General features: G+C 69.7%; 16 protein-coding genes. 3 read left to right on the top strand and 13 right to left on the bottom strand.

Annotated elements, in window-relative coordinates; all coding sequences use genetic code 11:
- Positions 1-149 precede the first annotated feature (149 nt).
- The 7 genes from ABH928_RS35130 to ABH928_RS35160 all read right to left on the bottom strand — a co-directional run bounded on the left by ABH928_RS35130 (position 150) and on the right by ABH928_RS35160 (position 11,504).
- Positions 150-1,220, bottom strand: a complete 1,071-nt coding sequence (locus tag ABH928_RS35130; protein WP_370072794.1) for an ABC transporter substrate-binding protein — start codon at positions 1,218-1,220, stop codon at positions 150-152.
- 161 nt (positions 1,221-1,381) lie between these two features.
- A complete protein-coding gene (locus tag ABH928_RS35135; protein WP_370072795.1) occupies positions 1,382-2,329 on the bottom strand; it encodes an ABC transporter permease in 948 nt (315 codons plus the stop codon).
- Between the two features lie 15 nt (positions 2,330-2,344).
- On the bottom strand, positions 2,345-3,157 hold the full coding sequence (locus tag ABH928_RS35140) for an ABC transporter ATP-binding protein (protein ID WP_370072796.1): 813 nt from the start codon (positions 3,155-3,157) through the stop codon (positions 2,345-2,347).
- 268 nt (positions 3,158-3,425) lie between these two features.
- A complete protein-coding gene (locus ABH928_RS35145) occupies positions 3,426-8,315 on the bottom strand; it encodes an NAD-glutamate dehydrogenase (protein WP_370072797.1) in 4,890 nt (1,629 codons plus the stop codon).
- 248 nt (positions 8,316-8,563) lie between these two features.
- On the bottom strand, positions 8,564-10,192 hold the full coding sequence (gene pruA, locus ABH928_RS35150; RefSeq protein ID WP_370072812.1) for an L-glutamate gamma-semialdehyde dehydrogenase: 1,629 nt from the start codon (positions 10,190-10,192) through the stop codon (positions 8,564-8,566).
- 61 nt (positions 10,193-10,253) lie between these two features.
- Positions 10,254-10,931: an HAD family hydrolase gene (locus ABH928_RS35155; RefSeq protein WP_370072798.1), complete on the bottom strand. Its 678-nt coding sequence runs from the start codon at positions 10,929-10,931 to the stop codon at positions 10,254-10,256.
- 57 nt (positions 10,932-10,988) lie between these two features.
- Complete coding sequence (locus tag ABH928_RS35160; protein WP_370072799.1) at positions 10,989-11,504, bottom strand: hypothetical protein; 516 nt, start codon at positions 11,502-11,504, stop codon at positions 10,989-10,991.
- Between the two features lie 289 nt (positions 11,505-11,793).
- On the opposite strand from ABH928_RS35160, the gene ABH928_RS35165 reads away from it, so the two are divergent.
- Entirely contained in the window at positions 11,794-12,261 is a 468-nt protein-coding gene (locus ABH928_RS35165; protein ID WP_370072800.1) for an Rv3235 family protein, read from the top strand.
- A 323-nt stretch (positions 12,262-12,584) separates the two neighbouring features.
- Here the strand turns inward: ABH928_RS35165 and secA are convergent, their stop codons facing one another.
- A complete protein-coding gene (secA, locus tag ABH928_RS35170; protein ID WP_370072801.1) occupies positions 12,585-15,365 on the bottom strand; it encodes a preprotein translocase subunit SecA in 2,781 nt (926 codons plus the stop codon).
- Between the two features lie 247 nt (positions 15,366-15,612).
- Here secA and ABH928_RS35175 point away from each other — a divergent pair, with 247 nt between their 5' ends.
- Complete coding sequence (locus tag ABH928_RS35175; protein WP_370072802.1) at positions 15,613-16,224, top strand: GNAT family N-acetyltransferase; 612 nt, start codon at positions 15,613-15,615, stop codon at positions 16,222-16,224.
- Here the strand turns inward: ABH928_RS35175 and ABH928_RS35180 are convergent.
- The 4 genes from ABH928_RS35180 to ABH928_RS35195 form a co-directional block, all read right to left on the bottom strand.
- Positions 16,184-17,047 (bottom strand): endo alpha-1,4 polygalactosaminidase, encoded by an 864-nt coding sequence (locus ABH928_RS35180; RefSeq protein ID WP_370072803.1) that lies wholly within the window; start codon positions 17,045-17,047, stop codon positions 16,184-16,186. The genes ABH928_RS35175 and ABH928_RS35180 overlap by 41 nt on opposite strands.
- Positions 17,044-18,510, bottom strand: coding sequence for a hypothetical protein (locus ABH928_RS35185; protein WP_370072804.1), 1,467 nt, complete (start codon positions 18,508-18,510; stop codon positions 17,044-17,046). The genes ABH928_RS35180 and ABH928_RS35185 overlap by 4 nt, the downstream gene beginning before the upstream one ends.
- Positions 18,507-20,063: a GT4 family glycosyltransferase PelF gene (gene pelF, locus ABH928_RS35190; protein WP_370072805.1), complete on the bottom strand. Its 1,557-nt coding sequence runs from the start codon at positions 20,061-20,063 to the stop codon at positions 18,507-18,509. Before pelF ends, ABH928_RS35185 begins: the two co-directional genes overlap by 4 nt.
- Positions 20,064-20,295: 232 nt before the next feature.
- Positions 20,296-22,506, bottom strand: a complete 2,211-nt coding sequence (locus ABH928_RS35195; RefSeq protein WP_370072806.1) for a hypothetical protein — start codon at positions 22,504-22,506, stop codon at positions 20,296-20,298.
- A gap of 336 nt (positions 22,507-22,842) precedes the next feature.
- Here ABH928_RS35195 and ABH928_RS35200 point away from each other — a divergent pair, with 336 nt between their 5' ends.
- Positions 22,843-24,066: a winged helix-turn-helix domain-containing protein gene (locus ABH928_RS35200; protein ID WP_370072807.1), complete on the top strand. Its 1,224-nt coding sequence runs from the start codon at positions 22,843-22,845 to the stop codon at positions 24,064-24,066.
- Positions 24,067-24,106: 40 nt separating this feature from the next.
- On the opposite strand, the gene ABH928_RS35205 is transcribed toward ABH928_RS35200, so the two are convergent.
- Positions 24,107-24,775, bottom strand: coding sequence for a response regulator (locus ABH928_RS35205; protein WP_370072808.1), 669 nt, complete (start codon positions 24,773-24,775; stop codon positions 24,107-24,109).
- Between the last annotated feature and the right edge of the window lie 154 nt (positions 24,776-24,929).

Consider the following 24,929-nt stretch of genomic DNA (forward strand, 5'->3'; position numbering starts at 1 on the left):
GGCCCCCCCCCCCCCCCCCCCGCTCCTCCGTCGCCCCCCGGGGGGGGGGGCGCCCCCCCCGGGGGGGGGGGGGGCGGGGGTCCCCCCCCCCCCCCCCCGCGCCCCTGGATGGTGCGACTCGCCCTATGGCACGAGCTTCGCGTTACCGCTCAGCCGTTGGTGCCGAAGCCGAGCGCCTTGTTCGCGGCGATCACGTACTGGTTGGTGTACGTGCCGGGGATGGAGACACCGCTGAGGTTGTCGCCTTCGATCTTCGCCGTGGTCTGGACGGTCGCCGGGCCGTTCGCCGGCATCATGCCGTCCGGGAGGAACTGGCTCAGGTCCTGCTGCAGGGTCGAGACGTAGTCCGCCTTGGAGGTCAGACCGTTGCTCACGTAGGACTGCGGCAGCTCGTTGGCGATGTCCGCGGCCGTGTGGGTGTGGATCCAGTGCATCGTCGCGACGAGCGCGTCGACCACCTTCTGCACGGTGGCCTGGTTGGACTTGACCCAGTCGGACTGTGCCAGCACCGCTGCCGCGGGCCAGGTGCCGCCCAGCCACTTGGTGGCGCCCTGCGGGCTGGAGAGGTCAAGGACGGAGACACCGGCCCCGGCCTTCTCGACCGCGTTGACGGTCGGCTGGGTCGTGATCGCGCAGGCCACCCGGCCCTGCTGCAGAGAGGAGAGCAGGGTCGCGCCGTCGCCCACACCCACCCGGTGGTAGTCGCTGGTGTTGAGGCCGTAGTGCGAGGCCAGCTGCTGGATCAGGTCGTCGGTCCCGGAGCCGAGGTCGGTGACGCCGATGCTCTTGCCCTTGAAGTCGGCGGGGGTGGTGACGCCGGAGTTCTTGTTGCACATCACGCGCTCGCCGGGGGCGGCGCTCAGCTGGGCGACGGAGATGACGTCCTTGCCCTTGGACTGGAAGTCGAAGGTGTGGACGTACCAGGCACCGGCGAAGTCGACCTGGCCGGAGGCCATCGCGTCCTCGGCGCCGATCCCGCCCTGGGTTTCGGTGCTCAGTTGCATGTTGACGCCGTACTTCTTGTAGAAGCCCAGGTTCTGGGCCAGCTCGTACGGCAGGTAGATCTGCTTGTCGATGCCGCCGACCATCATCGTGACGGTGGGCATGCCGTTGACCACGGGCGCGGAGCCGGCGCTGCCGGAGGAGCCACAGGCCGACAGGCCGAGGGTACCGAGCAGACCACCGGCGGCCACCAGGGCCAGGTTGCGGCGGGATCTCACGGAGAACTTCTTGGAGGACATCTTTGTCACTGCCTTTCGGGTGGGGATGCCGGGTGGGGAGGCGAACCGAAGGGGCCTTACGAACCGACGGGGCTGGCGAACCGAGGGGCCGGCGAACTGACGGAAGGTCACGAACCGACGGGGGCACGAACCGGCGGGGCTCACATGCCCGCGGTCTCCTGGCGGGCGGCCGGGCGCCAGGCGAGCAGCTTCTTCTCCATGAAGCTGATGCCGAACTCGGCGGTGAGGGCGATGGCACCGATGATCACCATCGCGGCGAACACACCGTTGGGGTCGAAGTGCCCCTGAGCGCTGGAGATCACCAGGCCCAGGCCCTGCTGCGCGCCGAGGAACTCGCCGACGATCGCACCGATGACGGCGAAGCCGAAGGCGACGTGGAGGCTGGCGGTGATCCAGGTGAGCGCCGAGGGGAGCACCACGTGACGGATGATCTGGAGCCGGGAGGCGCCGAGGACCTTGGCGTTGTTCAGGAAGACGACGTCGACCTCGCGCACGCCCTGGAAGGCGTTGAAGAACACCACGAAGAAGACCAGGACGGCGGCCAGCAGCACCTTGGCGGGGGTACCGAGGCCCAACCAGACCACGAAGAGCGAGCCGAGCACGATGCGCGGAACCGCGTTCACGATCTTGATGTAGGGCCCGATCACGTCGGCGAGGAACTTGAACTGGCCGAGTACGACGCCGAGCACCACGCCCGCCAGGACGCCGTAGACAAAGCCCAGCAGGGCCTCCTCCATGGTGACGCCGATCTGCGTCCAGATGGAGCCGAACTCGGTTCCGTGCTCGAACCAGTCCACCAGCTGCGAGACGACGCCGGTGGGGGTGCCGAAGAAGAACGGGTCGATGATCTTCTGCTGGGCGAGGATCTGCCAGCCGCCGAGAATCACAACTCCCAGCAGGAGCTGGGACACCCGGACCTTGATCTTGCGCATCCGGACCTGGCGCACGGCCCTGGCCTTGATCGCCGCCTCGTCGTTGGCGATCTCCGAGCGGAGCGCGGACTGGACCTGCTCGGACGACTGGACGCCGCGCTCGTTGTCCCGGGGCGGTGCGAGTCGCCCTCCGTCTGCCTGCGATGTGTTGTTCATGAGTGGACCGTCTCCTTACGCGGCAGACTCGGCATGGCCGGAACGGGCGTGGGCGCGCTCCACCTCGTCCTTGAGGGACTCCCAGATCTGGTGGTGGAGTTCGAGGAAGCGCGGCTCGAAGCGGATCTCCTGGACAGCGCCGCGCGGACGGGGGAGGTCGATGTCGTAGATCCCCTTGATCGTGCCGGGGCTGGAGGTCATGACCACCACGCGGTCGGCGAGCGCGACCGCCTCCTCCAGGTCGTGCGTGATGAAGAGGACGGAGGGCTTGAGCTCCTCCCACAGACCCAGCAGCTCGTTGGACATCATCGCCTTGGTCTGCACGTCCAGGGCGCCGAAGGGCTCGTCCATGAGCAGGATCGACGGCTCGTTGATGAGCGCGGCAGCCATGGCGACGCGCTTGCGCATACCGCCGGAGAGCTGGTGCGGGTGGTGGTCCTCGAAGCCCTTCAGGCCCACCCGGCGCAACCAGTCACGCGCGGCGGCCTGCGCCTGCTTCTTGCCCACGCCGCGGAAGACCGGGCCGAGGGCCACGTTGTCGAGCACCGTCTTCCACGGCAGCAGGGCGTCCTGCTGGAACATGAAGCTGACACCCGAGGTGATCCCGTCGACCTCGGCGCCGTCCACCCGTACCGAGCCGACACTCGGCTTGTCCAGACCCGCCACCATGCCCAGAGTTGTCGACTTGCCACAGCCCGAAGGGCCTACCACGGCGCAAAACTGCCCCGGTTCCACGGTGAAGTTCACCTCGCGGATCGCCGTGAACACTTTGCCGGTCGGCGACGTGAAGCGCCTTGTCACATTGGCGAGTTCAATTCCCGCTGCCATCGCGCCCCGCTCCTTTCGTCCTCGCCATCGTTCTGAGGGCTATGACGCTAAGGCTGCGAGCAGGTGACATCCATGTTTCGCGATTAAGTCGGCGCAGTGCGCATAACTCGGCTTTCTGCGCGTTCTGCTCAGGCCCGGGATCAGGTTCGGGCTCGGTTCTGGCTCGGGTTCTGGCTGCACCGGTCTTCCCGAAAAGACGTGTGGGGCCCGCGGCGATTCGCCGCGGGCCCCACACGTTCACGCACTCAGTGCGTCAGTCCATCACTGCTCAGCGCATCGACCCGGTCCGCAGCAGCGTGCGGATGACCCGCATCGCGACGCTGAGGTTGGCCAGGTCGTACGACTCCGACGTCCTTATGTCGTCGAGCGTCGTCCGGGCCCGGTTGACCAGCGTGGCGTTGGAGTCGGACCAGGCCTGGAAGCGCTGCTCCGGGGTCGCGCCGGGCTCGCCGTGGGCCAGCAGGTCCGCGGTGAGCGTGGCGTGGGCCGCGAAGAGGTCCTCGCGGATCGCCGCACGGGCCATCGACTGCCACCGGTCGGTACGCGGCAGTTCGACGATCCGGTCCAGCAGCTCGGCGATCTGCAGGCGCGAGCCGAGGTCGTAGTAGATCTCCGCGACGTCCAGGACGTCGGCACCGGTTCGGTCCGCCGTCTCGATGATGTCGAGCGTCGGGAAGGCCGAGGAGAGACCGGCGATCTTGACCGCCAGCTCCTCCGGGACGTCCGACTCCAGCAGTTCGTCGCGCACCCGCTCGAACCACTGCCGGTCCGAGCCCTGGAGCAGCTCCGGCAGCTTGCCCCAGACCAGGCGGACCCGCTCGCGGAAGACGTCGATGGTCTCCTGGATGTCCAGCGGCTGACGGCGGTTGTTGAGCAGCCAGCGGGTGGCACGCTCGACCAGGCGGCGGGCGTGCAGGCGCATCCGCGTCTGGACATCCGCCGGGACCTGGTTGTCCAGGGCCTCGATGGCCTGCCAGATGCCCTTCAGGTCGAAGATCGCGCGGGCCGCGGTGTGCGTGCGGACGATCTCCTCGAAGGTCGCACCCGTCTCCTCACGGAGGCGGAAGGCGAAGGACATGCCGCCGCGGTTGATGGTCTCGTTGACCACGACCGTGGTGATGATCTCCCGGCGCAGCGCGTGCGCGTCGATCTGGCTCTCGAACCTCTGCTGCAGCTGCGGCGGGAAGTAGCGGTGCAGCTTGCCGCGCAGGTACGGGTCGTCCGGCAGGTCCGAGGCCAGGATCTCGTCGGCCAGGGTGATCTTCATGTAGGCGAGCAGGACCGCCAGCTCCGGCTGGGTCAGGCCGCGCCCGGCCGCCGCGCGCTCGCGGATCTGCGGGCCGGACGGCAGGAACTCCAGCTCCCGGTTGAGGTGGCCGTCGCCGGCGAGCTTGCGCATCAGCCGCTGGTGCACGTTGAGCATGCTCGGCGCCTGCGCCACCGCGTTGGCCAGGGCCACGTTCTGCGCGTAGTTGTTCGTCAGGACGTGCTCGCCGACCTCGTCGGTCATCTCGGCCAGCAGGGTGTTGCGCTGCTTGACCGTCATGTCACCGTCGTTGACGATCTGGTTGAGCAGGATCTTGATGTTGACCTCGTGGTCCGAGGTGTCCACACCCGCCGAGTTGTCGATGGCGTCGGTGTTGACCTTGCCGCCCTCGCCGCTGTTGCCCAGCGACGCGAACTCGATGCGGCCGAGCTGGGTCGCGCCCAGGTTGCCGCCCTCGCCGAAGACCTTGACCCGCAGGTCGCCGCCGTTGACGCGGATGGCGTCGTTGGCCTTGTCGCCGACCTCGGCGTTGTTCTCAGCAGTCGACTTGACGTAGGTGCCGATGCCGCCGTTCCACAGCAGGTCGACCGGGGCGAGCAGGATCGCCTTCATCAGCTCGGCCGGGGTCATCCGGGAGACGCCCGCCTCGATGCCCAGCGCCTCGCGCATCTGCGCGGTGATGGTGATCGACTTGGCCCGGCGCGAGAAGACGCCGCCACCGGCCGAGACCAGCTCGGTGTTGTAGTCCTCCCAGGAGCTGCGCGGCAGGTCGAACATCCGCTTGCGCTCGGCGAAGGAGCTCGCCGCGTCCGGGTTCGGGTCGACGAAGATGTGGCGGTGGTCGAACGCGGCCACCAGCCGGATGTGCTCGCTGAGCAGCATGCCGTTGCCGAACACGTCGCCGGACATGTCGCCGATGCCGACGACGGTGAAGTCCTCCGCCTGGGTGTCGTGACCCAGCTCGCGGAAGTGGCGCTCGACCGACTCCCAGGCGCCGCGGGCGGTGATGCCCATGCCCTTGTGGTCGTACCCGGCCGAGCCGCCGGAGGCGAACGCGTCGCCCAGCCAGAAGCCGTACTCGCCCGCCACGCCGTTGGCGATGTCGGAGAAGGTCGCGGTGCCCTTGTCGGCGGCGACGACCAGGTACGTGTCGTCGGCGTCGTGGCGGACCACGTCCTTCGGCGGGACGACCTCGCCCGCGACCAGGTTGTCGGTGATGTCGAGCAGACCGGAGATGAAGGTCTTGTACGAGGAGATGCCCTCCTCCATCCACGCCTGGCGGTCGACCGTCGGGTCCGGCAGCTGCTTGGCGAAGAAGCCGCCCTTGGAACCGACCGGCACGATGACGGTGTTCTTCACCATCTGCGCCTTGACCAGGCCGAGGATCTCGGTGCGGAAGTCCTCACGACGGTCGGACCAGCGCAGACCGCCTCGGGCGACCTTGCCGAAGCGCAGATGCACACCCTCGACCTGCGGCGAGTAGACCCAGATCTCGAAGGCCGGACGCGGGGCCGGCAGGTCCGGGATGGCCTGCGGGTCGAACTTCTTCGACACGTAGGCGTGCGGCGCGCCGGTCTCGTCGCGCTGGAAGAAGTTGGTGCGCAGGGTGGCCTTGATCAACGAGAGGAAGGAGCGCAGGATGCGGTCCTCGTCCAGGCTGACGACCTGGTCCAGGGCACCGGCCAGCTCCTCCAGGATGCCCTCGGTCAGCTCGGCCGCGCTGTGCGTGTGGGCCGGGGACAGGCGGGCCTCGAAGAGGTTCACCAGCAGGCGGGTGACGTGGACGTTGTTGAGGAGCGCGTCCTCCATGTAGTCCTGCGAGAAGGCGACACCGGCCTGGCGCAGGTACTTGGCGTAGGAGCGCAGCACCATCGCCTGACGCCAGCTCAGACCGGCGCGCAGGACGAGGGAGTTGAAGCCGTCGTTCTCGGCCTTGCCGGTCCAGACGGCGGCGAAGGCCTCCTGGAACCGCTCGCGGCTCTCGTCGGTGATGGTGTCGGCGATCTCAGCACGCAGCCTCAGGCCGAAGTCGTAGACCCAGGCCACCGAGCCGTCGGTGCGGCGCAGTTCGTAGGGGTGCTCGTCGAGCACCTCGACGCCCAGGCGCGACAGGACGGGCAGCACCTCGGTCAGCGAGACCGAACCGCCCTCCCAGTAGATCTTGAAGCGGCGCTCGTCGCCCTCGGCGTCGACCGGCTGGTAGAGGTTGAGCCGGAAGTCGCCCGGGCCGGTCAGCGACTCCAGCTGGCGCAGGTCGGCCACGCCGGTGGCCGGGGTGAAGTCGGCGCGGTAGCCGTCGGGGAAGGCGTTGTTGTAGCGGCGCGCGGCCTCGGCGGCACGCTCCTCGCCGCACTCGCGGACCAGCACCTCGCTGAAGCCGTCCGCCCAGGAGCGGGCGGTCTCGGCCAGCTTGGCCTCCAGCCGCTCGATGTCGGCGTCGGTCAAGTGCGGCAGCTCGCTGCCGGCCGGGACGCGGATCACGAAGTGGAGCCGGGCCAGCACCGACTCGGTGTTCCAGGCGGTGTAGTCGATCGCGGAGCCGCCAAGCTCCTGCATCAGCTGGTCCATCAGACGCAGCCGGACGCGGGTGGTGTAGCGGTCACGCGGCAGGTAGACCAGCGCGGAGAAGTATCGGCCGTACTCGTCCTGGCGCAGGAAGAGACGGAGCTTGCGGCGCTCCTGCAGGTACAGCACCGAGTGGGCGATGGAGAGCAGTTCGGCGACCGGGGTCTGGAAGAGCTCGTCGCGCGGGTAGGTCTCCAGGATCTGCAGCAGGTCGCGGCCGTCGTGGCTCTCCGGGCTGAAGCCCGACTCGGCCAGCACCTCCTTCACCTTGCGGCGGGCCACCGGGACCCGGTTGACCGAATCGGTGTAGGCGGCGGCGGAAAGCAGACCGAGGAAGCGACGCTCGCCGACGACGTTGCCCTGGGCGTCGAACTTCTTGATGCCGACGTAGTCCAGGTACGACGGGCGGTGCACGGTGGCGCGGCTGTTGGCCTTGGTCAGCACCAGCAGCTTCTGCTCGCGGGCCTTGGCGCGGGCCGGCGCGGTCAGGCGGCCGAAGGAGGAGGAGTCGCCGGCCTTCGGGTCGGAGCGCAGGATGCCGAGGCCGGTGCCGGCGACCGCGTGCAGCGCGTCCTCGCCGTCCGGGGTCTGCACCAGGTCGTACTCGCGGTAGCCGAGGAAGGTGAAGTGGTCGTCGGCGAGCCAGCGCAGCAGGTCCCAGGTCTCGGCGACCTCCTGCTCGCCCAGGCCGGTGGGCGGGGTCTGCTGGAGCTCGTCGGAGAGGCGCAGCGCGGACTCGCGCATCTTGCCCCAGTCCTCGACGACCTCGCGGACGTCACCGAGGACGCGGCGCAGGTCGTTCTCGATGGCGTGCAGGTCGTCGCGGTCGGTCTCGCGGTCGATCTCGATGTGCATCCACGACTCGACCAGCGCGTCGGCCGGGCGCTCGGCCGTCGTGCAGGCGTCGGCGTCGAGGACCTCGATCAGCTTGCCGGTGATGTCACGGCGGACCAGCAGCTGCGGGTGGATCACCGTGTGGATGCCGCGGTCCTGGCGGGTCAGCTCCTGGGTGACCGAGTCGACCAGGAACGGCATGTCGTCGGTGACGATCTCGACCACGGTGTGGCCGCAGGACCAGCCGTTTTCCTCGGCGCTCGGGGTGTAGACCCGGACCTCGACGGCGCCCTGCGGGCGCTTGGCTGCGAGTCGGTGATGGGAAGCCGCCGCCCCGTAGACGTCGACCGGGTCGCGGTCGAGCAGGTCTTCGGGGGCCGTGTGCAGGTAGTAGTGCTTCAGGTACGAGGCAAGGGCGCCGTTGCCGAGCGCCTCTCCCTGAGCCGCCTTGCTGAGCAGTTCGGCCTTCGCTGCATCCAGCTGGGTCTGCATGACTATTTGGCTCCTGTCGCGCGCCGTTGCGTGACTCGGTGGGTGGCACGGTACGGATGTGCGGTTTGTTCTTGATCCACCGGGTCTGTCCCTATCTTCCCCCATTGGACGGGATGGTCGGGCAAGCCTTGGTGGTTCCGCTCGAGCCTAACTGGGGTAAGAGACACTGTCAGGGGCCGGATCGGTGCACTACGTCACGATCTTTGGTACTCGCTGTACGACTTGTCCAAGGGCAGATTCGCGACGGTTCACCCCATGTGCGGATAGCGGTGATCGGTGGGCGGCACGAAGGTCTCCTTGATGGACCGGGTGGACGTCCAACGGAGCAGATTCTGCGCCGCGCCGGCCTTGTCGTTGGTGCCCGACGCCCTTCCTCCGCCGAAGGGTTGCTGGCCGACGACGGCTCCGGTCGGCTTGTCGTTGACGTAGAAGTTCCCGGCTGCGAACCGGAGTCGGGCGGTGGCGCGGGCGATCGCGGCCCGGTCCTGGGCGATCACCGAGCCGGTCAGCGCATAGGGCGCGGCGGTGTCGACCAGGTCCATCGTCTGTTCCCAGCGTGAGTCCTCGTAGACGTGGACCGCGAGGATCGGCCCGAAGTACTCGGTCGCGAAGATCTCGTGGCGCGGGTCCGACGACGTGATCACGGTCGGGCCGACGAACCAGCCGATGGCGTCGTCGTGGTGGCCGCCGACGACGACGTCGAGGCTGTGGTCGTCGCGCGCCCGGGCGATCGCACCGGCGTTCTTGGCATAGGCGCGGTCGTCGATCAGCGCTCCCATGAAGTTGGACAGGTCGGACACATCGCCCACCGCCAGGGACCGCACCTCGTCGAGCAGATCCTCCTTGATCGCGCGCCACACACTCCGCGGCAGATAGGCGCGGGAGGCGGCCGAGCACTTCTGCCCCTGGTACTCGAAGGCTCCGCGGACCAGCGCGGTCCGGAGCACGGCGAGGTCGGCGCTGGGGTGGGCGAGGACGAAGTCCTTGCCGCCGGTCTCGCCGACCAGCCGCGGGTAGGCGGCGTAGCCGGCGATGTTCCGGCCGACCTGCTGCCACAGCTGCTGGAACGTCCCGGTCGAGCCGGTGAAGTGGATCCCGGCCAGCGCCCGATGGGCCAGCGCCACCTCGGAGACCGCCCCGCCGTCCCCGGTCACCATGTTGATCACGCCGGGCGGCAGCCCGGCCTCCTCCAGTACCCGCATCACGTACCAGGCGGAGAGCGTCTGTGTCGGCGAGGGCTTCCAGACCACGGTGTTGCCCATGAGCGCGGGCGCGGTCGGCAGGTTGCCCGCGATCGCCGTGAAGTTGAACGGCGTGATCGCGCAGACGAAGCCCTCCAGCGGCCGATGGTCGGCCCGGTTCCACACGCCGGGCGAGGAGACCGGCTGCTCGGCCAGCACCTGCCGGGCGAAGTGGACGTTCCAGCGCCAGAAGTCCACCAGCTCGCAGGGTGCGTCGATCTCGGCCTGCTGCGCCGTCTTCGACTGCCCGAGCATCGTCGCCGCCGCGACCGTCTCCCGCCACGGCCCCGCCAGCAGGTCGGCAGCCTTGAGAAAGACCGCCGCCCGGTCGTCGAAGGAGAGCGCCCGCCAGGCGGGAGCGGCCTTCAACGCAGCGTCCACCGCCCGACCGACGTCCTCGGTGGTGGCGTTGCCCAACACCCCCAGGCGCGCGGAGCGGTGGTGCGGCTGCACCACGTCGATCCGCTCGCCGCCGCCCAGGCGCTGGGCTCCGCCGATCGTCATGGTCAGCGGGGTGTCCTTGGCCGCGGCGAGTTCGTCCAGCTTCGCCACCAGCCGGGCCCGCTCGGGGCTGCCCGGCGCGTAGCCGTGCACCGGCTCGTTCAGCGGCGCGGGGACCCGGGTGACGCCGTCGATGCCCGGAGCGCCCAGAGCGCCCGGGATGGGGCCGTTTGCATACATATCTGACATGCAGTCATCATGCGCACAGGGCCTCCGCCTGGGCCACCGCCTCAGCCAGAGTGTCGGCAACCGGCACCCCCACGCGCGACAACTCACGCCGGGAACCGGCTCCGCCGGTGAAGAGCACGGCCTTGATGCCCGCCTCGGCAGCCGCCGCCGCATCGTCCGGCACATCGCCGATCAGCACCGTGCGCGCCAGGTCCACCGAGGCCGACTCGGCCGCCAACGCGGCGAGATGGCGGACCAGATACTGGCCCTTGCCGCTCGTACCGGACGTGCCGTCGCGACCGTCCACCCGGCGGAAGTGGCCCTCGATCCCGAAGCTCCGCACCAGTGGCACGAGTTCGGTGTGCCCGTACATCGACAGCAGCGACTGCGACGGCCGGGCGCGGAGTATCTCCAGCGCACCGGTGGTCAGCCCGCATGCGTCCCGGCGGGCCGTGTAGTGCGCGTGGAAGACAGCGTCCATCCGCTCCCACTCCGTCTGGGAGGGCATCCGGCCCAGCCGGTCGGCATAGCACTCGATCACCGGGATCCGGTACCACTCCCGGTACTCGGCCACGCTCAACGGCGGCAACGCGTCGAGCTCCGCGAAGGCGGCGTTGCTCGCCCCGACGACGGCGTCGATGTCGTCGAAGAGGGTTCCGTTCCAGTCCCAGACGATGTGAGCGTGCTGTGCGTGCTGTGCGTGCATGCTCTGCACGTTATCTCCCACCTCTGACAGACGTCCGCTCAGGGCGCCCAGGGGTGCTCAGGCCAGCAGTCCCGGGATCTCCTGCGTCGCGTACCAGAGCAGCTCGTGGTCCTCGGCGCCGTCGACGGTGAACCGGGCGTCCTCGTCCCCCGTGTCCGCCGCCGCGAGCGCGGCGGCAGCGGCGGCGACGTCCTCGACCACCTCGGCATCGTCGTCGTCCGCGTGCACCGACGCGGCCTTCGCCAGCGCCAGCGGCTCGCCCAGCAGCACCGCACCGAGGGAGGCGGCGTCCTCGTGCTCCGCCTGGACCTGCAGCGTGACCGTCGCATCCGGCACGTCCGCAGCGACCACGACCCGACGCCGGGGTGCTGCGTCGTCCGCGGCCACCAGCCGCAACGAGGCCTGCGCGGCGCGGATCAGCGCGGCGTACTCCAACTCCTCGATGTCGTCGCTGAGGTACCACTCGCGCAGCGCCGGGGTGACCGCGTAGGCGCGCAGCGGGGCGGGGGCGACGACGCCGTCGGCGTGCGCCTGCGCGAGTCCGTTCAGGGTGAGAGGCACGTACACGCGCATCGCTGGCGCTCCGGATCCGGGAGGAGGAGAGAGATCTGAGGTCAGGATAAGCGGTCAACGGGACGCCACGGCGGTGATCGCGCAGCGTAACCGATCGAGTGGCTTTTCGTCGCACCCAGTGACCGGCCCTTAGCTCGACGCGCACCCGTCGTTGCAGGTCAGGGCGGGTGAATCACTCGGATAAGTGAATCTTCCCGAAGCGGTCTCGGGGTTGCAGGGCTGCTTGTCCTTGTCAGTGCCCGGCATTAGCACTGGTCGCGAGTTCCCCACCACGCCACGGAGGTGCCCCATGACGACCGCCACGCCCGCGACACCCCACCACGCGACGACCGCCGCCCCGACGGTCCGCCTCGGCCGGATCCACAGCCTGAGCGCGACCCGAGCGACCCACGCGGCAGGCCGGCCGCCGGTCCCGGGGACCACCCCGCACCATCGCCTCGCGGCGGCGTACGCACAACGCCTGCTGGAGGTGGTCACCGGTCGCCGCCCGGTGGAGCAGTTGCTCGCCTTCGCGACGGAGGACGTCTACGACCGCGTCCGCACGCTGCGTGCGCTCGGCGCGCTGCGCGGCGAGGGCGCGGTCCCTGTCCTGCAGCGGGTCTTCGACTCCGCACCGCGCAGAGACGTCCTGGAGGTCACCGCCCTGGTCCGCGTCGGCGACCGCACCGAGACCCTCGCCTTCCGCCTCGAATGCCGCGCCCTCACCCGCAGCCAGCTCGCCACCTGGCGCTTCACCGCCCTGGAGTCCCGGTGGTGACCAGAACCTGTGCACGAAGGGTCAGTTGCAGCACGAAGGGGCGCGGGGCTCTGCCGAACGGCGGCTCCGCCGCGCGGGCGCGACCAGGCGGAGGCCTTGCCGCCGCAGGCAGGTGCAGCACGAAGGGGCGCGGGGCTCTGCCGAACGGCGGCTCCGCCGCGCGGGCGCGACCAGGCGGAGGCCTTGCCGCCGCAGGCAGGTGCAACACCAAGGGGCGCGGGGAACTGCGCGACAAGCCACCCTTGGTGGTGACTCGCCGAACGAGCAGTGCCACCCCCACAGGGTGGCTGCTCGCGCAGTTCCTCGCGCCCCTAGTAGTGCAACTACTTCTTGCGGCGACGGCCGCCCTTCGCGGCCTTGCGGCGCTCGGCGCGGGTGAGGCCGTCGCCGACCTCGGTCTCGTCGTCGACGTCCGCGTCGATGTCGATGTCCGTCTCGACCACGCCGTCCGCCGTGTCCATCGTCGGCGCCTTGTAGTGCAGGCGGTCCGGACGCTGCGGCGCATCCAGGCCCTTCGCGCGGATCTCGACGTGCTGCTGCCCGGCGGCACCGCCCGCCATCACCGCGTCGACCGGCGCGGCCTCCTCGACCGGGACCTCCTCGACCTGCTGCTCGACCTGGACGTCGAGGTTGAACAGGTAGGAGACCGACTCCTCCTTGATCCCGTCCATCATCGCGTTGAACATGTCGAAGCCCTCACGCTGGTACTCCACCAGCGGGTCGCGCTGCGCGAGGGCGCGCATGCCGATGCCCTCCTGGAGGTAGTCCATCTCGTAGAGGTGCTCGCGCCAGCGACGGTCCAGCACCGAGAGCACCACCCGGCGCTCCAGCTCACGCATGACCGTCTCGCCGAGCTGGTCCTCGCGCTCGACGTACTTGGCGTGGATGTCCTCCTTGACCGCGTCCGCCAGCTCGTCGGCGGTGACGCTGGAGCGGTCGCCGGTCTCGTCCTCGAAGTCCTCGATCTTCAGGCTGATCGGGTACAGCTGGGCCATCGCGGTCCAGAGCTTCTCCCAGTCCCACTCCTCGGCGAAGCCCTCCGACGTCGCGTCACTGATGTACGCGTCGACGGTGTCGTCCATGAAGTGGTCGACCTGCTCGTGCAGGTCCTCGCCCTCGAGGACGCGGCGGCGCTCGCCGTAGATGACCTCGCGCTGACGGTTCAGGACCTCGTCGTACTTGAGGACGTTCTTGCGGATCTCGAAGTTCTGCTGCTCGACCTGCGTCTGCGCGGACGCGATCGCGCGGGTGACCATCTTCGACTCGATCGGCACGTCCTCGGGCACGTTGGCCATGGACAGCACGCGCTCGACCATGCCGGCCTTGAAGAGGCGCATCAGGTCGTCGCCCAGCGACAGGTAGAAGCGGGACTCGCCCGGGTCGCCCTGACGGCCGGAACGACCGCGCAGCTGGTTGTCGATGCGGCGCGACTCGTGGCGCTCGGTGCCCAACACGTAGAGGCCGCCCAGGTCCTGGACCTCCTCCTGCTCGGCCTTGACGGCCTCCTTGGCCTTGTCCAGCGCGGAGCCCCACGCGGCCTCGTACTCCTCGGGGGTGTCCACCGGGGAGAGCCCGCGCTGCGCCAGCTCGGCCGCGGCCAGGTGCTCCGGGTTGCCGCCGAGCATGATGTCGGTGCCACGACCGGCCATGTTGGTGGCCACGGTGACCGAGCCCTTGCGACCGGCCTGCGCGACGACCTGCGCCTCGCGCTCGTGGTTCTTCGCGTTCAGCACCTCGTGCTGGACACCGCGCTTGCGCAGCTCCTGCGAGAGGTACTCGGACTTCTCGACCGAGGTGGTGCCGACCAGGACCGGCTGGCCCTTCTCGTGCTTGACGACAATGTCCTCGACGACCGCGGCGAACTTGGCCGGCTCCGACTTGTAGATCAGGTCCGCCTGGTCGATGCGCAGCGGCGGCTTGTTGGTCGGGATCGGGACGACGCCCAGCTTGTAGATCTGGTGGAACTCGGCCGCCTCGGTCGTCGCGGTACCGGTCATGCCGGAGAGCTTCTCGTAGAGGCGGAAGAAGTTCTGCAGGGTGATGGTGGCCAGGGTCTGGTTCTCGTTCTGGACCTCCACCCCCTCCTTGGCCTCGATCGCCTGGTGCATGCCCTCGTTGTAGCGACGGCCGGCGAGGATACGGCCGGTGTGCTCGTCGACGATCATGACTTCGCCGTTCATGACGACGTAGTCCTTGTCCGCCTTGTAGAGCTCTTTGGCCTTGATGGCGTTGTTGAGGAACCCGACCAGCGGGGTGTTGGAGACGTCGTAGAGGTTCTCGATGCCCAGGTAGTCCTCGACCCGGGTGACACCGACCTCCAGGATGCCGACGGTGCGCTTCTTCTCGTCGACCTCGTAGTCGCGGTCGATCTTGAGGCGCTGCACCATCTTGGCGAAGTCGGCGTACCACTTGGTGGCGGCGTCCGCCGGGCCGGAGATGATCAGCGGGGTCCGAGCCTCGTCGATCAGGATCGAGTCGACCTCGTCGACGACCGCGAAGTTGTGCCCGCGCTGCACCAGTTCGTCCTTCGACCACGCCATGTTGTCGCGCAGGTAGTCGAAGCCGAACTCGTTGTTGGTGCCGTAGGTGATGTCGCAGTTGTACTGCTGACGGCGCTCGGCGGGCGGCATGTTCGCCAGGATGCAGCCGACCTCGAGGCCCAGGAACCGGTGCACCCGGCCCATCCACTCCGAGTCGCGCTCGGCGAGGTAGTCGTTGGTGGTGATCAGGTGGACGCCCTTGCCGGTGAGCGCGTTGAGGTAGGTCGGCAGCGTGCCGACCAGGGTCTTGCCTTCACCGGTGCGCATCTCGGCGACGTAGCCGAAGTGCAGGGCCGCGCCGCCCATCAGCTGCACGTCGTAATGACGCTGGCCGAGCGTGCGCTTGGCGGCCTCCCGCACGGCGGCGAAGGCCTCGGGGAGGATGTCGTCCAGCTTCTCGCCGTCCGCGAGGCGCTCCCGGAACTCGTCGGTGAGCGCGCGCAGCTCGGCGTCCGTCAGATTGACGAAGTCCTCTTCGATGGAGTTGACCTGTTCTGCGATCTTGGAGAGCTTGCGAAGGATCTTTCCTTCGCCTGCACGCAGGATCTTGTCGAAGACGGACACGTGGGCTGGCTCCTTGCCTGGGCGGACCGGGCGACTGGTTTCTGGCTCCTTGCTCGCGGGCGGATACACCCGCCGCGTGCCCATCGTATGCGAGGAGTCCATTCGGCCGGGAGGTCCGTCAGCACGCTGAAGGGTGTCGCCGGTGAGAGTGACATGAGTTTTATGGAAACAGCGGTAGAAAACGGACAGGTTACGGGCGTCCGAAAAATACGACGATCATCACCCAGGGCTCGGGGATACTCCTGCAATGGAACCGACCACGCTGGAAACGCCCCGACTGCTCCTGGGCCAGTTCGCCGAGGCGGACATCGACACCATCACCGCAGTGTGCCAGGACGCCCAACTCCAGCCGATGACGTCTGTTCCTGTCCCCTATACCCGCGCGCACGCCGAGGGCTTCGTCCGGGAGATCATCCCGCAGGGGTGGATCACGGAGACACTGCTGAACTTCGGCGTCTTCCGCAAGGACACCGGCGCCCTGGTCGCCTCGGTCGGTATCCACGGCCGCCAGTTCCGCACCGACGGCAACGCCGAGATCGGTTACTGGACGGCTCCCGAGCAGCGGCGCCAGGGCTTTACCGCCGAGGCGGTCGCGGCCGTCTGCGACTGGGCCTTCGCGGAGCTGGGCGTGGTCCGGATGGAGTGGCGGGCCGTCGCAGGCAACGTGGGGTCCCGCGCGGTCGCCGAGAAGGTGGGCTTCCGCTTCGAGGGCACCTTGCGCGGCGGCACCGTCCACCATGGCAAGCGCTCCGACACCTGGATTGGCGGCCTGCTCAGCAGGGACCGCGCCGGCAGGGAACACCCCGGCGGGGATCGCGTCAGCACGGATCACGCCACGCGTCCAGAGCGAGGTGCTTGAGCATGGCGCTGAACCGGAGCCGTCGTGCCTGAGGGCAGAAAGCGCTGGTCGGCAGGTTGTACTCGGCCTCGAACACCGCCTTTCCGGCGGCGACGAAGGGGGTCAGCTCGTCGCACTCCTGGTACTCGGCGCACTGCTCGTCGATCGCGAAGTCGAAGTCCGGTAGCAGCTGCGGGATCTGGTCGAGATCGTTCTTGAGCGCCACGGCCAGGCCCCGCGCGTGCGCCAGGCCCGCCACCATGCGGTTGAAGGCCAGCTGGTCGGCGGCGGTGAGCGGAAAGCCGGTGTCGTTGGTGTAGCCGTCGAGCTGGTCCGGCTCGACGGCGTCGAAACCCTTCGCCTTGCAGACGGCCAAGCGCTGCGCGATCAGCGGCCGCAACACGTCCAGCCGACGGACGTCCAACCACCGCTCGTCCGGCCAGCCGTCGAGCGGCTTGCCGAGCAGACTGCTCGGGAACCTCGCAGCATCGGGCCGGTAGGGCTCCCAGGCACCGACGTTGACGTAACAGACCACCTTCCGCCCGGCGGCGTGCAGGGCGGCGACGACCTGGGCGGAGTTGTCGACGGCGTCGATGTCGTAGACGTCGGCGACGACCGAGGTGTCGACGGGCGCGGTCAACTGCCACTGCCAGGTGAAGCCCGGCGGGGGCTGCCAGCGGCTGTCCCCCGCGACAGGCACGGGCGGCGGCGGTGGCGGTGGAGCAGTGGTCGGTCGGGTCGGGCCGGGAGCGGGCGCGGAGGTGGTGGGCGCGCCCGAGCAACCGGCCAACAGGCAGAGACAGCAGGCGACCAGTTGGAGCAGGCGCGCCTCGCGCCTCGTCATCTGTGCCTCGTGGCGGTGCCCACCGCCTGCGCGGTGGCGAGGAGCAGGACGAACGCCGCCACCGCGCTCACCGTCGACTGTGCCACCCCGGCCGGGACCCCGGCCGCCCGCGCGGCAAGGACCGCCGCTCCCGCCGCCGCCACCGCGATCGTCGCACGGCCCAACAGACCCAGGGACTGCAGTAGTTGGGCGCTCCATATCGCCGCAGCCAACGCCGCAAGGGCCACCACCCCCGGGCCGCCCGCCCCTGGCCACAGCAGCGCCGTCGCCGCCACGAGCGCCGCAACCAGCAAAAGATAACCGCAGAGGCAGCGCACCAGTGCGCTCAGCACAAGCCGGTGGAACCTTCGCTTCGAACCGGTCCGGCTGAGCGCCAGCTCGGTGGTGGCGCGGCAACGGGCCAGAAACCACTCCGCTCCCCCCATGCTCAACGTCAGGGCGACCGTCGTCGAACCGATCTGAGCCAGCGTCAGTACAGCGACGCCCAGCCCGAAAACGCCGGCCGCTGCCGCCTGCCACCACTCCGACCGGCTCAGCCCCAGTCGCACGTTGTCGGCTCGCACCGGCCGGAGCATCGGGACGGTCTCCTGCCAACCGGACCACAGCGCCAACCCCAGGGCCAGCATGATCAGCGTCGCGCCCACCCAGCGCGGTGGCTCGTCGCCGAGACGCCGCGACACCACCACCCACACCGCACCGAGCGCGACCGGCGTAAGCGCCCCCAGCAGCCGCCGTTCGCGTCCGAGGACCAACAGCGTCGTCGCGGCGGCGAAGTACAGCGCCTGACCCGCCGCGTAGGCGACGGTCGGCGCGGTCGCGCCCGGCATCACCGCCGCGGCCAGCGGAGCCAGCACGACCCCGGCCGCACCGCCGCGGACCAGGAAGGCGGCAGCGCCCACGGGGTCCCCCTGGCCACGCCGCAGATAGGAAAGGTGGGCCACGGCCTGGCTCCAGCCCCAGCTCAGCAGCAGGGCTGCGCGGATACTCCCGTCCAGGCCGTGCGGCGGGCGATAGAGCAGGTAGGCCAGCCCGGGAAGGGCGAAGAGGACTCCACGCAGGGCACAGCGCGGTGCCGAGACGTCCCACGCCGACGCTCCCACCGAGTGGAGCCGGCGCGGAAGTTCCTTCGGCGCTTTCCGCGCGTTGGGGGCGTTCGGCGCGTCGCGCGCGTTCGGCGCCGCCCCGTGGTCCCCGGCGTCACCAGGCTCGCCGTGCGCCTGGCGGAACAGCTCCTCGCCCAACTCGAACGCGTCCCGTCGGCCGTAGCGCTGCTGGATCTGCTGGTCGGTGAGCCCCTCGGCCTCGATGGCGGCCACAACCTCCAGCGGGTGCACGGAAGTTGCGACAAGCTCGCCGAACCGTTCCGCCAACTCGTCGGCAGGGTCCGCTGCGACGGTGGGCAACCGCGGCCCGGACACCGGTTCCAGCCGCAGGCCCGGCAGCAATTCCACCAGCCCGCTCATGCGGCCACCCGGTCATCGGCGTCCGTCGCCCGCCGCGTCGCAACGCCCGAGCCTGACGCGGCAGCCGAACCGACGGTCGGGTCGGCAGTCGGGCCGAGAGTCGGTTCGGCAGTCGGGTCGACGATCGAGCCGCCCGCCAACTCCCGGTACAGCGACCGGAACTCGGACACCGTGCGCTCGACGGTGAACTGCTGTTCCACCCTTCGGCGTGCCGCCGCGCCCAACCGGGCCCGCTCCACCGGGTCGCGAAGCAGGGCGAGCGTCGCCGCCGCCAAGGCCTCGGGCTCACGCGACGGGACGACCAGGCCCGTGTCGCCCACCGCCTCCCGGACACCGCCGACATCGGTGGAGACCGTGGCACGTCCGCAAGCCATCGCCTCGATCAGGCTGAACGGGAACCCCTCCGAGATGCTGGAGAGCAGCACCACCGAGCCCGCCGCATAGGCGTCCTTGACCGCGTCGATCCGGCCTTCGAACACGACGGCGTCCGCCACGCCGAGCTCGACGGTCAACGCCTTCAGCCGCTGTTGGTAGGCCTCTCCCCCGGCCGGGGGATCGCCGAAGAGACGCAGTCTGGCCCGGGGCAGGTCGAGCCGGACCAGGGCGAAGGCGCGGATCAGCGTCTCCAGGTCCTTGATCGGGTCGATCCGCCCGGCCCAGCTGAGCGTCGGCTCCTCGGGTTCGTCCCCCGCGACGGGGAACTGCCGCAGGTCGACGCCGTTGTAGACGGTGCGGATGCGCCGCGGGTCGCACCCACCGTGCTCCTCCCAACGGCGGTTGTACCGGTTGACGGGCGCGACCACGTCCGCACAGCGGTAACTCTCCGCCGCCAGCATCCGGTAGAAGCCCAGCACCAGTGTCTTGACCGGCCGGGAGAAAGGCGCGGCGCGAAAGCCGAGGAACCGTTCCCGCAGATAGATGCCGTGCTCGGAGAGGAGCAGCGGCACACCGTGGAAGCGGCGCGCGGTCAGGCCGGGCAACGCGGCCAGCCCGCCGGTCGCGACGTGGACCACGCCGCGCGCGGGCGGCTGCACCGCGAGCGCGCGCAGCGCGTGCTCCAGCAGATCCGTGGCCTGCAGGGCGTCGCGAAAGCTGGGCCGGTCCCGGCTGGTCGCCACGAACGGCAGCCGCCACACCCCTTGCAGCGAACGCAGTGCCCCCTCACTGCGCAGCGCGGCGGTCAACGACCCTCCGGTGAGTGCGAACTCGGCTATCTCGTACAGCTCGTCGGCGAAGTAGGGCTCGAAGTCCGGGTCGAGCAACGAGAGCAGGAAGCGCTCGTACCCGGCGAGGAAGCGGCGCAGCGCACGTCCGCGCGGCGCGCGCCCCCCGTCGGGCGGTCCCCAGAGCGGGACCGTGCTGTGCGAGGCGATCTGTTCGGGCAGCGGCCAGATCACCGGCTCCCGGCCGCTGCCGGTGATCCCCAGGATGTGGAAGCGGACGTCCGGCATCCCGCGGACCAGTTGGTCGCACCAGGTGCTGACGCCGCCGTGGATGTAGGGATAGGTGCCCTCCGTCAGCAAGGTGACCTCCAGCGCCACCGGGCTGTTCATAACGGTGTCCCCCTCAGGGCAGTCAGGGCGTTCATCAGCGCGTTCATCAGGCCCTCATCAGAGCGGTCAAACGTCGAAGCGACGCGGCAGGTCAGGCGTGCGGCAGATCAGGCGGTGCGGCAGACGGCAATCCGGCGGCAGACCGCGCCCGGGACGGCGAGTCGCTGTTCGCTGTCCCGGACGCGGTCGTGGCGCGGCGGTGCCACCGCCCTGGGTGCCGCCCGCGATCCGGCTACCCGGCCGCGCGCGGGAGCTTGGCGACTCCGGATGACGTCAGCGGGACCTTCCTTGCGACGGACGCGAGTTGCTGCGGCGTGGCCGCCGCGGGAGCGGCCTGCGCCGCGTTCTCCTTCACCGGGCCGCGCATCGGCGGCACGATCGGCGTGGCCGCCGAGCTGAGTCGGAGCGTGACCGCCGACTGCAGCCTGCCGGGGCTCATCCAGCCGGAGAGCTCGCCCGCGTAGGACGTGCCGACCGCGCCCGTGCCGAGCAGCAGCGACTGCGTCGTGCCGGCGGGCATCGTGACCGGGATCTTCACCCCCGCCGGCGCCTGCAGCGTGACCACGTTGCCCACCCGGTACGCGGTGACCCGCCCCGAGGAGACGGCGCTCTGCCAGGCGGAGCGCTGCTGCAGCTCCGTGCCGATGGCGGACTCGCGCAGGTCGACGATGGGTGCGTCAGCGGCCGTCAGGTTGGCGTAGTCGCTCAACAGCGTGTCCAGCACCGGGTAGAGGATGCGGTCCTCGGCCAGGTTGGACTGGTGGGCGTAGTGCGGGTCGGGGTCGTCACCGAGGATGTGGCCCATGTCGATCCGGGCCTCCAGCGGCACGATGTAGTCCGCATAACCGGTCGTCTCGTTCAGCGCTGCCGGCAGGCAGGTGGTGGTGGCCGGGTTGGCCGTGCAGATGCCGCTGCCGCCCTGGGCCGTCGCGGTGTAGAGCCAGTTGTACTCGTCGACCTCGTCGGCGGCCGTGCCCGCGTTGTAGTAGACGCTCATCGGGTAGCGCGGCACCGTGAGCGCGCTGCCGACGGCCCGCTGCTGCGGCTCACGGGAGTGGTCGCTGCCGGTCCACTTGACGCCGGCGGCAGCCAGCGCCGGGGCCAGGTTGGGGTTGTCGACCGGCTGCTGCGGCAGCGTCTTCAGACCCGAGTGCTCACCGGTGACCAGCTCGGTCGGGTCGATGCTGATGCCGTGCTGCTTGGCCCACTGGACGTTCTGCGTGATCGCGGTCTGGATGGTCTGCTGGCTCACCCACTCGGTCGCGCCGCTCGTGCTCGCGGTGCAGGACCAGGGCACGGTCGCGGTGTTCTGGACGCAGCCCAGGAACGGGTGGTCGTAGGTGTGGTTCATCCAGCGGAACGAGCTCTTGTCCGCCAGCAGCGCGTCCGTCAACGGGTCGTCGACGGTGCCGTTCTGGGTGGCGTCGTCACTGCCGCCGCCGTTGAAGAGGAAGTCGAAGGTGAAGCCGTGCGCCTGCTCCCACTGCTTGGCGTAGGCGACGTCGGCCGCGCTCATCCGGATCTCCGACGGCGCCGGGGTGCCCTTGCACGCGGAGGCGGCGTCGCCCGGCGTGCACTTGGCGGTGCTGCTCCACCGGTCGTCCGGCAGGAAGACGTCGTCGATGTCCTGTTCGAAGTAGTTGCGGTCGAACCCGATGTGGACGCCCTGGGTCATCCAGTCGACGATGCCGCGCGCGAGCAGCCGGTACTGCTGCTGGTACTGGTTGTAGGCGAAGGTGAGCACCAGCTCGGAGACGCCGCTGTGGTCGTACTCGCCCGCCAGCACCCCCTGCGTGCCGCCCGCGCCCGGGATCGGCATGGTGACCAGCGGGGTGAAGGCGGCGCCGGCCGCCTGCGTGGCCAGCGGGGTGGCCAGGTAGCCATAGCTCTCGACGACGTTCGGGTCGTTGTTCTCGAACGGGACGCTGCCCTTGAGATACCGGAACGGGCCGCTGAGACCGGCCGTGGTGACCTGGCCGTTCATGCCGTCCAGAGCGCCGATGTAGCCGGGGTTGGTGGCCCAGTTGAGCCCGACGGCGGGCTGGGCGTAGGTGTAGGCGTCGACCTGACGGATGCCGAAGGTCTGCTCGTAGCCGACGAGTGCGGCCATCTCGGCCGAACCTGCCGGGAACGGCGCGTTGTTGGGCAGCACCACGGACTGGTACTTCGCCTCGGTACGGCCGAGGGAGTCGGTGCCGCTCAGGAACGCGGCGGTGATGGTCGGCCGCTTGGTATCCGAGAGGACCACGCGCGTGTACGGCGTGCCGGTCAGGTCCAGCTCGTTGACGATGGCGGCGACCGAGGGGCCGCCGTCGTCGACCACGAGGACTTTGAGATCGATGCGCTGCGATCCGCTCACAGCCTGCGCCCCGACCGTCGGCGCGGCGAACGCCAGCAGCCCCGCTGCGGTAAGAGCAGCGGCCCAACGGGTCCTGCGACCCATGTCGTCCCCTCCCGGGCACGCCGATGCCCGGGGAGCGGGCAGGCATGCCGAAGAATCCAGTGAAGAGTGAAGTCGAAGTGCGATGTGCCACGTTCGAGATGTGCGATGTGCGAAAGCAGACGTGCCAGTGCAAAGTCGAAACACCCGGGAGGACGGACCTCCGGGACCCCCATGAAGCAGCTCCCTCGCTGCGGAAACCAGGCTAGGAGCGCCGACAGCGGCGCACCCACCGGGTTGGCCGATCTCCACTCTCTCCAGTGAGATTCTGAACGCCAGTTTGATTGCCATCACTTGATCAAGTGAGCGGTGTCAGTGGTCGGGCATAGGCTCCCCGACATGACGACCGAGTCGCAGTTGCCCGAACTCTCCGCCGACCAGGCGCGCCGGATCGCCCTGCGCGCCCAGGGGTTGCTCGGCGCGCCCGACCGCCGGGCGGGTGTGCGCGGCATGCTGCGCAGCCTCGGTTCGGTCCAGCTGGACACCATCTCGGTGCTCGCCCGTTCCCACGAGCTGATCCCCTACGCCCGGCTCGGGGCGGTGGGCCGCGACGCGGTCGAGCAGGCCTACTGGAGCGACGGCCACTCCTTCGAGTACTGGTCGCACGCCGCCTGCATCCTGCCGGTCGAGGAGTGGCCGCTCTTCGCCTTCCGACGGCGGCGCTTCCTGGAGCGCGGCCACCGCTGGCACCGGATGGAGGACGCGGAGCGCTCCTGCGCCGAGATCATCGCCAAACTGCGTGCCGAGGGCTCGCTGACGGCCACCGACCTGGGCGGCGCCAAGAAGGGCGGCGTCTGGTGGGACTGGTCGGAGTCCAAGATCGCCGTCGAGTGGCTGCTGGACACCGGGGTCGTGGTCTGCGCCGAGCGGCGCGGCTGGCGTCGCGTCTACACCCTGGCCGAGCAGGCCGTCCCCACCGAGCTGTTGAACACCGAGCTGGACGACGACGCGTGCCTGCGGCAGCTGGTCCGCCAGTCGGGTACGGCCCTGGGCGTGGCCACGGAGAAGGATCTGGCCGACTACCACCGGCTCAAGGTCGACCAGGTCACCGCTGCACTGCCGGAGTCCGGCCTGGTCCCGGTCCGCGTCGCCGGATGGGGGCAGAACGGCGGCCGGAACAGCGGTCTCACCGGCGGCCGTGCCACGGCGGGCTGGACCCGCGCCTGGGCCGATCCGGCCGCCCTCGCGCAGGAGCCGCGTGGTCGTCACCGGACCACCCTGCTCTCGCCGTTCGACTCGCTGATCTGGGACCGGGCCCGCACCGAGCGCGTCTTCGGCTTCACCCACCGCCTCGAGGCCTACACCCCCAAGCACAAGCGGGTCCACGGCTACTTCACCATGCCGCTGCTGTCCGGCGGCCGACTGGTCGGCCGGGTCGACCCGGCCCGCGAGAAAGGCACGCTGGTGGCCCGTCAGGTCTCACTGACCACCGCCAAGGCGGTGGAACCGCTCGCCGCGGCGCTGCGCGAGGCCGCCGAGTGGGTGGGCTGCGACGCCGTCCGGGTCGAGCAGCTCCACGACGAGTCCCTGCGCACCCCGCTGGAGAAGCTGCTGGCGAAGTGAACCGCAGGCGGTGGTCGGCTGGTCGGTCCTGGCCGGCCGGTCAGCTTATCTCGAGGATCTTCTCCCGCATCGCGTAGACCACGGCCTCCATCCGGGAGTGGAGCTGCAGCTTCTCCAGGATGTTGCGGACGTGGTTCTTCACGGTGTTCTCGCTGATGAAGAGCTGCTTGGCGATGTCCCGGTTGTTGAGTCCGGTGGCCACCAGCTTGAGGACCTCCATCTCACGGTCCGTCAGGCGCGGTGCGGGCAGCAGCTCCTGCTGGTCCGTCCGCTTCTGGATCATCGACTTGAACTCGGTCAGCAGCTTGGCCGCCATCGACGGGCTGATCTGCGACTGGCCGTCGGCGACCGCGCGGATGGCGGTGGCCACCTCGTCCGTGGAGATCTCCTTGAGCAGGTAGCCCGTGGCACCCGCCTTGATCGCCTCGTAGAGGTCGGCCTCCTCGTCGCTGATGGTCAGCATGATGATCTTCGTGCTCGGGGCGACCTCCTTGATGGCCGTGCACGCCTCGATGCCGCTCCGGCGCGGCATCCGCACGTCCATCAGGATGATGTCGGGCAACAGATCGGCTGCCTTGACCACGGCCTCGGCCCCGTCCCCGGCCTCGCCGACGACGGCGATGTCCTCCTCCTGGGCAAGGACGATCTCCAGTCCGCGCCGAAAAAGCGCGTGGTCGTCCACGACCAGTACCCGGATCGGCTCCACCATCCGGTCCCTCCCCCTTGGTGGGCGGCTTTCTGCGACATGATTTCACGCTTCGCGGATGTCGCGATCACCCGCCCACAGCGGGTTCCCCCGGAAGTGTGCCCGGGGGAACCCTTGATCTCCGTGGTCGTCCCTCCGTGAGCGGAGTACGTCAGCC

The sequence above is a fragment of the Streptacidiphilus sp. MAP5-3 genome (assembly GCF_041262505.1).
Lineage (GTDB): Bacteria > Actinomycetota > Actinomycetes > Streptomycetales > Streptomycetaceae > Streptacidiphilus.